Here is a 14,485-nt window from a genome sequence, read left to right on the forward strand (position 1 = left end):
CAGGTTATTTGCCAGATAAGATATTTATAATGTTAAATTGTTTTTTATCAATTCTAATTCGAAATTTCTGACTGCTGATAATCTTTTTTAAATTAATAGCTAAATCCTTCGTTATTTGTTGGACCTTTATGTCAGCAAGAAATGTTAGAAGCAAGTTGAAAACTTAATTTTATTCAATAATCACCTGAATAAGGTGATTATCAAATTTTCAAGGTTTGAACAAATGGTTGCAACCGATTTTTTATCACAAGCATTACAATATTTCTTGAATATTTTACCGGGAAATGTAACTTTCAACTTGATAGCGTTACTTACGTTTAGTGTAACGTTATGCACATTGATTACTAGATTTTGGAAAGAGCCAGATAACAAGAATAGATCACATAAATTATGGTCATTTATCAATTTTCTGGCATCTTTTAAATTTCCTAAAAAACATGCGAATATCAGGAAAAAATGATGAAAAGAAAATTATATAGATCTCTTTATCATCATGAACATTGGTTTGCAGAATGGTGGAGTGCGACCTTACTTTTAAGTGCCGGTATTTATGTGATTATAATACCGGAAAATGAAATTTTTCATCCATTTTTTATCCAGGATTATTTAAAAATTATATCCAACCAAGTTTGGTATAGTTTATTTATTTTTATAGGATTTGTCCAATTTGCGGTTTTATCATATGAAAGCCTGTTGGGACGGGTCACTGCAGCTTTTTTTGCATCAACCTTGATTATTTGGGAAACATTAAACAATTTTGTTTATGGATCACAATCGCATTTTTGTTTATTTGCCTGGGGAATATTTGCTTTGATTAACCTTTACGCTCTGGCACGTATATTGTCAGGAGTAGAGCGGGTTTATGAATACAATTTATGAATTAATTAAATGGTGGTGGCAAAATAATGTTGAATGGATTAGATTACATGATCCATGGGTTATTCCTGTAATAGCTATATCTATTCCATTAAGTATGATTATACGGATGATATGTGTTATTATAAAAATTTTGTGTAAGAAATATTAATTTATTAAAATTATTTCTTAAATAAAATTAATATTGAATGTATCATTCTTAAATAATAATATATTAAATGTGTAGAGATTTTACAGTAAATATTTGAAATTATTTAATTTCTATCATTTATTTTATGTAAAATTTTAAACATTACAAAATAATAACATCACAAAAAATTATTTATTAATATATTACAAAGTCAAAAAAATGAATTTAAAATTTCTTTTAATGCTGGGGGTTGTATCTTCCCCTATTATAAATTTTTCTCATATTACATATGCAGAAGATTATGTGGCTAAATCTCAAATAAATGTAGCCAATGGAGTGGCTGGTTTAAACAAGAATGGAGAAATAACGGCCAATGTAAATAATGATAGAATAAATAATAATTCAATAAATAGTAATTTTATTCAGTTAAATAAAAAAAATGATCGTTTACGTTTTATTACCAACAGTCCTGATACTAATAATAATGAGATTGATATGTTTTATAATGCGGATGGTGATAATAAGGATGATTTTGGTAATCCATTAGAGGGGAATACATTTTATTTCACGAATAATAAATATGGCAATAATTACCGATTTAACGGGACAGTCAAGGCTTCATCGTTCAACAGTGGACATTTTGAACTCCCAAGACATGGTGATCGTTTGCGTTTTATTACCAACAGTCCTGATACCAACAATAACATGATTGATATGTTTTATAATCTGGATGGTAATAATAAGGATGATTTTGGTAATCCATTAGAGGGGAATACATTTTATTTCACGAATAATAAATATGGTAATAATTACCGATTCAATGGAACGGTTAAAGCTGGTGGTATTGAGATTAATGGACATGTATTAAATAAACCAATTCCAGGGGGGATTGAACCAGTTGATCCGTATAATGATGATAGAAATAATGCCAATTTAATATTTTTGAGTCAACCAGGGTATGATTGGGGAAATATTAAACCAAATACGTTAATGGTTGGAGGGCGTAGTCGCAATTCTGTAGTTGGAATAAAAGCTACCTGCCAAAATACCGGACAAGGAGATCAAGGTGGGTCTTGCTATCAATTTACAAATATGAGCGGTCCACAAGCATACCATCGTAGCGGTTCTGGAGTGACTGATGGTATTAATATGGATATGCGAACAATGGATAATTCTCCTATGGATTCAATAGGCGGGAATACATTGGTTAAAAATAGCGATGGTTCATATATTGTTAAAGGTAATGAATATTCGGTAATATCGAATGTTCCGGCTGGTGCAACAAAATTTGTTATCAAAGGAACCTTTGGATGTGGGTTGGGTGAAAGCAGATCACGTTGTGAATTGAGGGGTATCAATTTTGTAAACAATGCAGGGAAAATATCTAATTCTGTAAAAGTTACCCCCGGTTTTTATAACCCTTCAAACAATACGACAGAAGTAAATATTAATGATGGTTATGCTTTGAAGGATATTTTAACTCCAGATAAAAAATTAGAAATTATATATTATGCTTCTGATGGTACAGCATATGCTATTGATTTTTCTGAAGATGATAATGGTTCTCAATATGCGGCAATTTATCCATCTTTATCAGAAAAAGAAAGAAATCTTACGCACGCGCGTATGGCTGTATGGACTAATATCGCCAATGGGATGGCCAGTGTTGAAAATGGAACCAATGAAGACAGTGGTAATACAGACATGCCCGGTTATTATTATGGATATGCTGATGGGTTTGGCGATACTGTTTTAAATCAAGCCAATATTGACGCTATTCAAGCAGATAAAACAAAAACAGATGAAGAAAAAGATCTTGCCATAAGACAAAATAAAGTAACCAAGATATTTATGAGATCTTTTAGTTATCCAGGTTTAGCTGGTGACTTAGTAAAATGGAAGAATAACAAGCATCCGCTTAATGATGATCCCAATATAAAATCTCCAGGCTTAAATGCTTACGATCAGTTGGATTATAAACTTTCCTACGCTTGTTTAACAAAAAACCAGTTAAATGATAATGAAGAACTACAAAAGAGATTGCATATTGGTAATCGACCAAATTGTTTTGATAAAGTTAATATTCCTGCAGTTGTAAGACCGGAACAAATAAATAATATAAATTATATTTATAATAGTAATTATCATCGCTATCAAAAACCAGCCCTGTTTTTAGGAATGGTTCAAAAGAATTTTAATCTTTACACTCAACAATCATTCAATAAAAGTCCTGATTCAATTACCCGTGAATTTGATAATGAATGGGATTTTCCTATGAATCAAGATCATGATGGACAAGCATCTGTGCGTGGACTTACCATGGTCTTTTCCGGAGGTGGACACCCATTGGCTCAAGGAAGCTATATGTTGCGTATGGCTGGATTCAATCATATGCCATTGGGGTTGAAAATTGATGGTATTTGGCCATATGGTGGTAAGTCTCTTGAAACTGATGCAGGTTTCTTTTTGTATAAATGGACTATGTTAGGAGCATCTCCCTATCTGCAAAATATTAATGATGTTATGAGCATATCTGGTTTGGGACAAATAAAAACCAATCAGGCTTCATACCAACTTATGACATTTATGTCTAATGATGGTAATGTAGATAACAAGCGAAATAATTCATTGCATTTGGGGTTAACGAAGCAAAATTCTACTGATCCCCTTCAGAACCTAGCCTGGAATCAATCACCAACTTGTAACGAGAATAAAGAGTGTGCTGTTTTAGGTCAGATATTTTTTGATCCGTTGGGTTATATAGGTGGTATAGGATTAGGTTCTGGTTATGGAGATAAAGCTAAATTAGGATTGGTTGTAGACAAGGATGCTAATGTTTTTATAAATAAAAATTTATCGGTAACTGGTCAATCTAATAACAATAGTATTAATACTAATTTTCTTCAGCTTAATCATAAAAACAATATTTTACGTTTCGTAACTAATAGCCCTGATACGAACAATAACATGATTGATATGTTTTATAATCGGGATGGTGATAATAGAGATGATTTTGGTAACTTATTGGAATCAAACACTTTCTATTTTACAAATAATAGATATGGTAATAATTATAGATTTAATGGCACGGTTAAGGCAAATAGTATGGAAAGTGATCAATTTACTGCTAGGGGTTCCATTTCATCACGAAGATTTATTGGTTTATTGTCAACACCATCTTCATCATCAGCGTCTTGTACAACAGGAGAGTTTACAGATGATGCTAATTATCATTATGTATGTGTTTCTACAAACAAATGGAAACGTGTCGCTTTGTCAGATTTTTAGACAATCAATTAATTATGATTTTATTTTATAAAATCATACATTAAATTTTTATAATAATTTTATGCCCACCTTAATGGTGGGCTTTTTTTATTTTTAAAGGTAAATTTTTATTTAAAAACAACGGGGGTATTTGTTTAAATCACCTTAAATATTGTGTTGTTATGTCAATTTTAAATTATTTTGGTCTTTGGAAATAACGCACTGATAATCATTAGGTTACGAGTAATTGTTTGGTTGAAGGATATTCAGGTAATTTTACTTATTTAAAACAAATGGGTAATGGACCAGCATTAAGTATTTGTCAGATGGAAGCAGCAACTTATTATGACATTTGCAATATTTTTTTAACAATACTAAACGCCAATCTTTAATATATGTATTAATATACATTGCAGAAAATTTTAATTTAGATAGTTAGGGATTACCGAAACCTGATATATTAATAGGTAATCATTTTTTGTTGTGGCAATATGTCGTATTTTATATTTGAATTAAGGAATTACTGTAGCAATGGCTCAGTATCATAAAAAATACTATAGTATCAATTTAGGTAAAGTAATTTGAAGAATTATGACCATTTTCAATAAGTTATAAACTGTTAAAATAGATCAAAAATAATCTATGAATATAAAACATAAAATATGTAATATTAATTAAATAATATAAAAGAAATTATTAGATTAATAATTTAAAAATAATTATTTTATGTATGATTTTTATAGATTTTTTTATATAAAATGTATATAATCAATAAGGTAAGGTAAAAAAAGAATTACCTCCTTTATTATTGACACAACATCTAACTAAAAATTTCAAAAGGTTTTAAATAATTTTTATTTAGAAATAAAGGCCTTTTTTACCTTACCTAAATCAATCTAGCAAAATTAATTGTGAATATCAATACTAATAGTCAATAATTTATATATCGTTATATTTATTACTTAATAATAATTAATTTTTATGACAATAATAAAGAATAAATATATATTTATTTGAATAAATAATAATTCTAATTCATGTTAAATGAAATTATAATTTTTTGATAGAATATTGTCTTGAACAATGGATAAAATGTTCACAAAACATGTAAATATAACTGTAAATTATGATTAATCAATTATACAATGCTTATTGATTATTATTAAATTTGGTAGCGAATAAAAGATATACAAAATTATTGGCTGTTTATATTGATCAATAATTTTTTACACGTTGAAATAATAACTTATTTCTATAATAAATTGTTAGGTGAACTATAATTGATCACACTATATTAAATTTCCACATATCGATTTTGTTATGTTTGTGGTGCCGGATGAGGGATTTGAACCCCCGACCTTCGGTTTACAAAACCGCTGCACTACCACTGTGCTAATCCGGCAATATACAATCAACACGTGCAGTTCTATGCCTGATTTTAGATTTAATTTCAAGAAAAAAATACAAAAAAGTTAATATTTTTAATTTTTATAATAAAAATCAATTTTTTTTGATTGCTTGAAATTAAATTGATAATCATGAAGTGAAGGGGGATTATATGAAAACAGTTTTGTTTTCCAATTATTTTCCATGGATATACAATATATGCCTCATAAAATTGCAATAGGTCTTGATTTTGGTAGCGATTCCGTTCGCGCTCTGGCTGTAGATTGTCAAAATGGTGAAGAGCTTGCAGCAAGTATCACATATTATCCACGCTGGAAAAAGGGGTTGTTCTGTAATCCTATTCTAAATCAATTTCGGCAACATCCTCTGGATTTTATGGAATCATTAACAGAGGTTGTTTGCTCAGTCGTAAAACAATTGGGTAGTGTTGCTAAAAATATTGTTGCAATTGGAGTTGATGCGACAGGATCCAGTCCTGCACCATTAGATAGGCATGGTCAAATTCTTGCGTTACGGCCTGATTTTTCAGAAAATCCAAATGCAATGTTTATTTTATGGAAAGATCATACCGCTATTGAAGAGGCGGAAGAAATTAATCGATTATGTCAAAAACCAGCATATTCTGTTTTTTTAAAAGGATGTGGAGGGGTTTATTCATCAGAATGGTTTTGGTCAAAAATTTTGCATAGTTTCAGAAATGACGAGGCTGTTAAAAAAGCCACAGTATCTTGGGTTGAATGTTCAGATTGGATTCCCGCGTTGCTGACAGGCACAACCTTACCCCATATAATTAAAAGAAACAGATGTGCGGCTGGTCATAAATGCCTTTGGAATGAACAATGGGGCGGTTTGCCTTCCTATGAGTTTTTTAAAGACCTAGATCCTGTACTGGTTGAAGAATTACCCTATCCGTTATTTAAAGAGACTTATACTGCTGATATGGCTGTTGGCAAGTTAACAAAGGAGTGGGCGGAAAAACTTGGTTTAAACGAAAATGTGACGGTTTCAGGCGGGGCAATTGATTCCCATGTCGGTGCAATAGGTGCGGGTGTTAAACCCTATAGTCTGGTAAAGGTCATAGGAACTTCAACTTGTGATATGTTAACGGCTGAAAATGAGCAGGTAAAAGGTAGGTTTATCAAGGGGATATGCGGACAGGTTAATGGTAGTATTGTCCCGGGATATATCGGTTTCGAGGCGGGACAATCCGCTTTTGGTGATATTTTTGCGTGGTTTCAACGTTTTTTAGGCTGGCCCTTGCAATTCTATGCACGTAATAATTTTACACATTTGCAAGAATTTTATGAAATTGAGCATGATTTGCTAAATAATCTAGCTGAAGAATGGTATAAAAATAAGAATCTAGAATATTTACCGATTGCAGTTGACTGGTTTAATGGGCGTCGAACACCTTATGCCAATCAGCGTTTAAAAGGAACAATTACAGGATTAACATTGGCCACTGATGCAGTTGCGGTTTTTGGAAGCTTGATAGTTTCCACTGCTTGTGGTGCAAGGGCTATTATGGAATGTTTTGTAGAACAGGATATACCTATTAACACAATTATTGCAATTGGCGGAATTGCTAAAAAATCATCAATCATAATGCAGACATGTGCCGATATTATGAAACGTGAAATAAAAGTGTCAGACTCTGAACAGTGTTGCGCTTTGGGGGGCGCCATTTTAGGGGCCGTAGCTGCAAAGGTGTATTCTTCAGTTTTGGAAGCTCAGCACCATATGTCCAGTCCTATATCCAAGATCTATAAACCTGATTTGCATTTATCTGAACAATACGAACGGATATACGGTCAGTATCAACAATGGGCTAGGGTTTCGGAAAGACAATATGTATAAAATTAAGTATCAAAAAATATTTATCATTGAGGAAATGGGTGTTTATCCTGAAAAAACTTGATTACAAGAATGAAAATGCTTATCTTAATGATGTCCAGTAAATGGATGATAATTAAATAACGACGTTCTTGGGGCGAGGTGTAATTCCTCACCGACGGTAAGAGAATATCTTGTTCTTAAGCCCGTGAGCGCCTGTATTGTAATAATGCAGGGTCAAGCAGATTTTGGTGCGATTCCAAAGCCGACGGTTACAGTCCGGATGAGAAAGAACGATATAATTTACCTTTTACGTTTCGTTAATAACGTGAAGAAGGTATGTTATGGAGTGCCCGCGTGCGTCTAGAGATAGGAACTAGAAATGCAAGCACGCTTAGGTTCGGTTTCACAGGCTGAACAATTAAAAATGAATGAGGGAATTGATTTACCCGAAGCAATCTCTAATGCTTTTTCATATGCTATACGCGAAGCTTTACTTTATGTTGGGCAGACAGCGCCTAATCCTCCTGTTGGATGTGTAATTTTAGATCAACAGGGTAAAATCCTTGCTACTGCAGCCCATCATGAGGCAGGTAAGCTACATGCCGAGGCGTTGGCATTGCGGCAATGTCGTGTTGCAGGTGTTTGGAATAAAATTCATGATGTTATAGTAACGTTAGAACCCTGCAATCATATAGGGCGTACGCCACCTTGTTCTGAATCATTATTGCGAACTCCGGCTCGTCGTATATGGGTGGGAGTTGCTGATCCCAATCCTAATGTTTGTGGTGCTGGTAATGAACGGTTAAGACAAGGCGGCAAAGAAGTTTTTTTGTTAAGAGATCTTTGCGGTAAAAAATCTCTTTACTGGCAAAAAAAATGTGAGGATCTTATTGCTCCGTTTATTCAATCTGTGACAAGAGGGAAAGCCTGGATAACGGTTAAACAAGCTCTTGATGTTGCAGGCTCCATGATCCCACCAATAGGGAAAAAGACATTCACCTCTTTTACATCCCTATGTCAGGCTCATCAATTGCGGCGTGGAACTGAGGCGATTATAACAGGTGTGAATACAATTAAAGAGGATAATCCCTCTTTCACCGTGCGCTATGTCCCTGATCACCCGGATCGAAAACGCTTGTTGATTATTTGCACTAAACAGCAAAAGCCTCTAGAGGAAATTGTCCCCGTAAATTATATCAAAAATGCTGAAAAAAATAATTTTTCTCTTGTTACATGTTCAAAAATTGATGATCTACCATATTTATTACATAATCATAATATATTGTGGGGGATGGTTGAAGGAGGGCCACAGTTATTGCAAGTCATTCGTCAAAAGAAACTTTGGGATGAATGGCTTATATTTCGAAAACAAAATAAAGGGGATGATCAGTTAAAGTTAATTTCTAACCACCTTGCTTCACCTACGCGATTACTTTTATCCCACTTCAATTTTGTTGACTTTTCGAAAAGAAAGGAGGGCACATTATGTTCTCTGGTATCATAGAGTTTCTTGGTGTTGTTTCAGCTGTTAAATATGAAAAGCAGGATTTAAAAATTCAAGCTATGGAAATTAAGATTAAAACTGGTATACCAGATTTGATTCTTGGTGAAAGTGTTGCCGTAAATGGTGTATGTTTGACGGTGACAAAACTAGGTACGAATGATGAAGCTTCCTTTTTTATCAGTTCAGAAACTTTAGATCGTACAAATCTATATGTTTTAATTGAAAATATGAAAGTAAATCTGGAACGGGCCGTAACACCTTCCACCCGGCTTTCTGGTCACATTGTTCAGGGGCATGTAGATGCAACTGGCCGTATTTTCAAAATTGAACAGAAAGGTGAGGCACATCAATTATTTGTCGCTTTACCTTCTTCATTACGTAAGTATGTTGTGGAAAAAGGTTCAATAGCCATAGATGGTGTCAGTTTAACTATTAACGGGATAAAAGAAACAGCCGAAGAAAATCACGGAATAAATGAGTTCTTGATTGATTTGATGATTATTCCGCATACTTGGAATCATACACGGCTCGGTTTGTTAAAGGTTGATGACATTGTCAATATTGAGGTTGATATCATTTCAAAATACGTGGAAAATCTATGTCAAGTTCAAAAGTGAATCAAACTTTAAGTGCGGAATTGAAACGTGCTGTTTCTGCCTTGCAAAATGGGCAGATGGTTTTGTTGGTTGATGATGAGGGACGTGAAAACGAAGGTGACCTAGTTGCTGCCGGGCAATTTGTAACGCCTGAGATCGTTAATTTTATGATTACGAATGCCAAAGGTTTACTTTGTATGCCTTTACAACGTGAGCTGGCGCAGAAACTTCGTTTACCATTAATGGTTCAACACAATACCTCACCACATGAGACAGCTTTTACAGTCTCTATAGAAGCAAAAAAGGGCATTACAACAGGTATTTCTGCTTCGGATCGTGCAAAGACCTTTGAAGTGGTTGCAAGGGATGACGTCACTGCGCAGGATATTATTTGTCCCGGTCATGTTTTTCCCTTAATTGCCGATCCTAATGGTGTTTTATCCAGAAATGGACATACGGAAGGCTCAATTGATTTATTAAAAATCGCTGGATTGAAGCCTATTGCCGCAATTTGTGAGATTGTCAAAGATGATGGATCAATGGCAAGAATGCCGGAGCTTCGTCAGTTTGCTGAAAAATATGGTATTCCAATCGTTACAATTGCTGAAATTATACGTTGGCGTGGACTGTATGACGCGAAAAAATTGGATTCCGTATCTTCATTGGTGAAAGCGGGAACAAAAGCCTATTTACCCAATTGTTATGGTGGAGAGGATTTTAAGGTTCAGGCATTCATAGATTTGAAGGGTAATGAACATCTGGCCGTTATGAAAGGGGACTTTCCATTTCATCAAACCAATGAACAAATTCCCTTGGTTCGTCTGCATTCAGAATGTTTGACAGGGGATGTGTTTGGTTCTTTGCGATGTGATTGCGGTCCCCAATTACATCAGGCCTTGAAAATGATTGGTGAATCCGAATGTGGTGTTCTGTTATATTTATGCGGTCATGAAGGCCGTGGAATAGGGCTTTTTAATAAGATTGAGGCTTACGCATTACAGGAAAAAGGGTTTGATACGGTCGAAGCGAATCATCAATTGGGTTTTTTGACTGATATGCGTGACTGGAAAGTTGCTGGTGCCATCTTAAGAAAACTTGGTATCAAATCTTTAAATTTAATGACGAATAACAAGAGCAAGGTTGAAATGATAAAAAAACAGGGTTTTGAAATTCGTCATCGTGTTTCATTGGAAATTGATGCTAATCCTTTTAACAGTCAGTATTTAAAAACAAAACGAGATCGTATGGGGCATCTTTTAACCCATTTATCTGAAATATAAATTTCAGTTAGAGTTTATAACTAGTGAATAAAGGTTTTTACATGATAAAACAAGCTCCTCAATCAATACAGAAATTTTCATTTTCCAAGCCACCACGGATTGCAATAGTGGTTAGTCGGTTTAATCAAATAGTAACGAATGGATTGTGTCAAGGGGCACAGGAATGGTTGTCTGAACATCAAATTCTTTTTTATCAAGAAGATTTATATTATGCACCTGGAGCTTTTGAATTGCCTTTAATCGCACAAAAACTGGCCAAGTCAGGTAAATATGATGGTGTTGTATGTTTGGGGTGTGTCATTAAGGGAGATACAGCGCATTTTGAATTTATCAGTCTGGGTGCAACTATCGGATTGATGCAGGCCAGTTTGCATACAGAAGTTCCTATCAGTTTTGGTGTTTTAACCACTTATACTTCGGAACAGGCACAAATCCGTTCTGAAGAAAATAAGGAGAATAAGGGTCGCGAGGCTGTGGCAGCCTGTATTGAAAGTTTGGCTTTATTACAAAAAATTTAATTTTTTCAATCATTTAATTTTTTCTCGGTAATTGGCATGATACAATTATCGAGAAAGAAAAAAGCTGCACTTTTTATATATCAATTAAGAATAATTATTAATTGCATAACATTGATTATATTTTGAATGAATTTTTATTATTTTTGGGATTTAAATATATAAAAAAAAGGAGTAGTTATGTTTTTCAGTTTTAAAAAAAATAAACTGCCAGAAGAATTTGTCATATGGAAGAGTTAATAATTTAAAATTCAGAATATTGAAATCGAATCATAATGAAAATTTCTGAATTGTTATTCCTTTTTTATAAGTTGTTACAAAATTGATTTATATAATGGATGTTGAATGCTTTTAGATGAAAGCTATTTTCTTCTATTGTATCAATTAAAAGATATAACATATTTATAAATCTATAGAGTTTTGAATTCTTCTGTATTGTACGAAAAGGATGTGTTGCCGGAATGGTTTCTGCATTGATTAGACGGATTGTTGAATTTTGCTCACGTCATGCATGGCTTGTTTTTATAGTTTATCTGTTGCTGGCAATTGTATCTATTTTTGTAACAAGTAAGAAACTGGATATAACTACTGATACTACCAAGATGTTTTCCACGAAAATGCCTTGGAAGCAGCGATCGGACTGGATGGGAAAGAATTTCCCAAATCGAGAGGGAATTTTAGTTGCGATTATTGAGGCCAAAATTCCGGAAGAAAGGGAATTAAGTGCAGAAATCCTTGTTAATCAGTTAAATCAGGATAAAAAACATTTTTATTTTGCTAGTTCACCAGAAAATAATCCTTTTCTTGTTAAAAACGGATTGATGTTCCTTGATCCTCCAGTGTTGGATCAAACATTGAATACAATAATTCGTGCACAACCTTTTTTGAGTAGTCTTGCCGCGGATACTTCTGCACGAGGATTATTTGATACGTTGGGTATGGTTGTAGAAGGTATTAAGGAAAATCAGGTTGATCTGGAACAGTATAAAAATGAATTAAATGGATTTGCTAAAACATTAGAGAAAGCATCACAAAGAGATTTTGAACCTTTTTCATGGGAGAAAAGTCTTTCTGGAGAACTTTCAAGTTTGGCTGGTCGATATCAAATCGTAGTGGCAAAACCAAAAATGGATTTAACCTCCTTGCAACCTTCAGGGGAGGCTGTTGCGTCATTAAAAAAAGCAATTTCTTCCATATCATATGTTCAAAGAGGAGATGTGAAGATTCATATTACAGGAGATGCAAAAATCAATGACGAGGAATTTTCCACGGTCATGGATGGCATGGTTCTCGGTCTTTTTGCCTCTTTTGTATTGGTTGCGGGCTGGTTATTCCTTGCAGTAAAAACCTGGCGTATTATTTTACCCATACTATATGTGTTATTGATCGGTTTGATTCTTACAACAGGTTTTGCTTCAATTGCGGTGGGCACGTTAAACCTTATATCCGTTTCTTTCGCAATTTTGTTTGTCAGTATTGCTGTTGATTTCGCAATCCAGTTTTCTGTTCGTTTCAGGGGGCAAGATATTCAAGCGGATGACAATACCAATAAAAGGCAATCAACTTTATTGGCATTGTCTAAAACAGGATATGATACAGGTCATCAGATATTTACAGCTTCTGTTGCGGCAGCAGCAGGTTTTTTGGCGTTTACTCCGACAAATTTTGTTGGGGTTAAGCAGCTTGGCTTAATTGCTGGCACGGGTATGATTATTGCCTTGATCTGCACGTTAACACTTTTGCCAGCCATGTTAACAATTTTACAGCCAAAAATAGTTCAAGCTATGGCTGGTTTTCCCAGATTGAAAAGTGTGGATAATAAATTTCGACATTATCGTTGGTATATCCTTGCTGTTTATGCAGTGATTGCTGTTATCGGCATTTTCTTTCTGGTTGATCAAAAGGTCAGCTTTGATGCAGACCCATTTCATACCAAGGATACCCATTCTGAAGGGATGAAGGCTTTACAGCTATTGATGAATGATCCGAATACTAATCCTTATACAGCAGATGTAATGGCTAAATCTCCTGAAGAGGCAAAAAAACTCGTAGATCAGATTGGTCAGCTTTCTTCAGTGCAAAATGTTATTTGGCTTGGATCTTTTGTTCCGGAGGATCAAAAAATTAAAATTCCAATGATCAGGGATGCAGCGTCGGTCTTGTTAAACACTTTGTCAAACACATCAATCAAATCCAGACCATCAGCATTGGAATTACGTCAGTCTATGCAGAAAATGTTGGATAAACTCAATTCGGTGCAAAATATACTGACGTCTGATAGTCCATTGGAAAGAATACGTCTTGCATTGCAAAAAATTGTCAGTATGTCTGATAATGACCTCATGAAAATCAATGATGATCTGGTTCGTTTTCTTGGTTTTCAATTGCACCATCTGGAAATTATGTTAACGCCATCAGCCGTTTCTTTAACTGATGTTCCCAAAGATTTGGCAAATGAATATCGAACAAAAGATGGATTATACAGGATAGAGATTTATCCAAAAGGCACAAATCTTGATAATGAACAAATTGCAACGTTTGTTAAACAAATTCGTTCCGTTGCTCCTGAAGCGGCCGGAACTTCCGTTGATATCATAGAAAGTGCAAATACAGTGGTTCATGCTTTTATTATCGCGGCGGTTATGGCGATAATAACTTTGGCCATCATTATATTTATCGCATTACGTCGAATATTGGATATGTGTCTTGTATTAATGCCTTTGATATTGTCAGGACTTATGACAATTATTGTGATTGTCTTAATCGATCAGCCTTTGAATTTTGCCAATATCATTACATTACCGCTTTTACTTGGAGTTGGTGTATCCTTTAATATCTATTTTGTAATGAATTGGCGTGAAGGACTATCGAATCCCTTATCATCGCCAACTGCTAGAGCGGTTCTATTTTCAGCTTTAACAACTGGAACGGCTTTTGGATCTTTGGCAGCTTCAGCCCATCCTGGAACAGCGAGTATGGGGTTATTACTATTGATATCTCTAGGATGTACATTGGTGGCGACATTAATATTTGTTCCTGCGTTATTACCCAAACGGGATATCGATAGGGAATAA

Annotated in this window: 8 protein-coding genes, 1 tRNA gene and 1 riboswitch; of the genes, 8 read left to right on the top strand and 1 reads right to left on the bottom strand. The window is 34.2% G+C overall.

Annotated elements, in window-relative coordinates; translation table 11 throughout:
- Positions 1-456: 456 nt before the first annotated feature.
- Together GN303_RS02270 and GN303_RS02275 are read left to right on the top strand one after the other, a co-directional pair.
- Positions 457-879 (top strand): hypothetical protein, encoded by a 423-nt coding sequence (locus GN303_RS02270; RefSeq protein ID WP_231504053.1) that lies wholly within the window; start codon positions 457-459, stop codon positions 877-879.
- Positions 880-1,225: 346 nt separating this feature from the next.
- Complete coding sequence (locus GN303_RS02275) at positions 1,226-4,294, top strand: hypothetical protein (protein ID WP_146206656.1); 3,069 nt, start codon at positions 1,226-1,228, stop codon at positions 4,292-4,294.
- Between the two features lie 1,306 nt (positions 4,295-5,600).
- Here the strand turns inward: GN303_RS02275 and GN303_RS02280 are convergent.
- Positions 5,601-5,675, bottom strand: a tRNA-Thr gene (locus GN303_RS02280).
- 203 nt (positions 5,676-5,878) lie between these two features.
- Here GN303_RS02280 and GN303_RS02285 point away from each other — a divergent pair.
- The 6 genes from GN303_RS02285 to GN303_RS02310 all read left to right on the top strand — a co-directional run bounded on the left by GN303_RS02285 (position 5,879) and on the right by GN303_RS02310 (position 14,485).
- Positions 5,879-7,537, top strand: a complete 1,659-nt coding sequence (locus GN303_RS02285) for a ribulokinase (RefSeq protein WP_110438988.1) — start codon at positions 5,879-5,881, stop codon at positions 7,535-7,537.
- Positions 7,538-7,657: 120 nt separating this feature from the next.
- A riboswitch (FMN riboswitch) is annotated at positions 7,658-7,812 on the top strand.
- 83 nt (positions 7,813-7,895) lie between these two features.
- Positions 7,896-9,020 (top strand): bifunctional diaminohydroxyphosphoribosylaminopyrimidine deaminase/5-amino-6-(5-phosphoribosylamino)uracil reductase RibD, encoded by a 1,125-nt coding sequence (gene ribD / locus GN303_RS02290; RefSeq protein ID WP_230882825.1) that lies wholly within the window; start codon positions 7,896-7,898, stop codon positions 9,018-9,020.
- Positions 9,002-9,637 carry a riboflavin synthase gene (locus tag GN303_RS02295; protein ID WP_110438635.1) on the top strand — a complete coding sequence of 212 codons (636 nt, stop codon included), beginning with the start codon at positions 9,002-9,004 and terminating at the stop codon, positions 9,635-9,637. The genes ribD and GN303_RS02295 overlap by 19 nt, the downstream gene beginning before the upstream one ends.
- Positions 9,619-10,896 carry a 3,4-dihydroxy-2-butanone-4-phosphate synthase gene (gene ribB / locus GN303_RS02300; RefSeq protein WP_110438636.1) on the top strand — a complete coding sequence of 426 codons (1,278 nt, stop codon included), beginning with the start codon at positions 9,619-9,621 and terminating at the stop codon, positions 10,894-10,896. The genes GN303_RS02295 and ribB overlap by 19 nt, the downstream gene beginning before the upstream one ends.
- Before the next feature lie 41 nt (positions 10,897-10,937).
- A complete protein-coding gene (gene ribH, locus GN303_RS02305; protein ID WP_110438637.1) occupies positions 10,938-11,414 on the top strand; it encodes a 6,7-dimethyl-8-ribityllumazine synthase in 477 nt (158 codons plus the stop codon).
- Positions 11,415-11,872: 458 nt separating this feature from the next.
- A complete protein-coding gene (locus GN303_RS02310; RefSeq protein ID WP_110438638.1) occupies positions 11,873-14,485 on the top strand; it encodes an MMPL family transporter in 2,613 nt (870 codons plus the stop codon).

Source organism: Commensalibacter melissae (assembly GCF_009734185.1).
Classification (GTDB): Bacteria; Pseudomonadota; Alphaproteobacteria; order Acetobacterales; family Acetobacteraceae; genus Commensalibacter; species Commensalibacter melissae.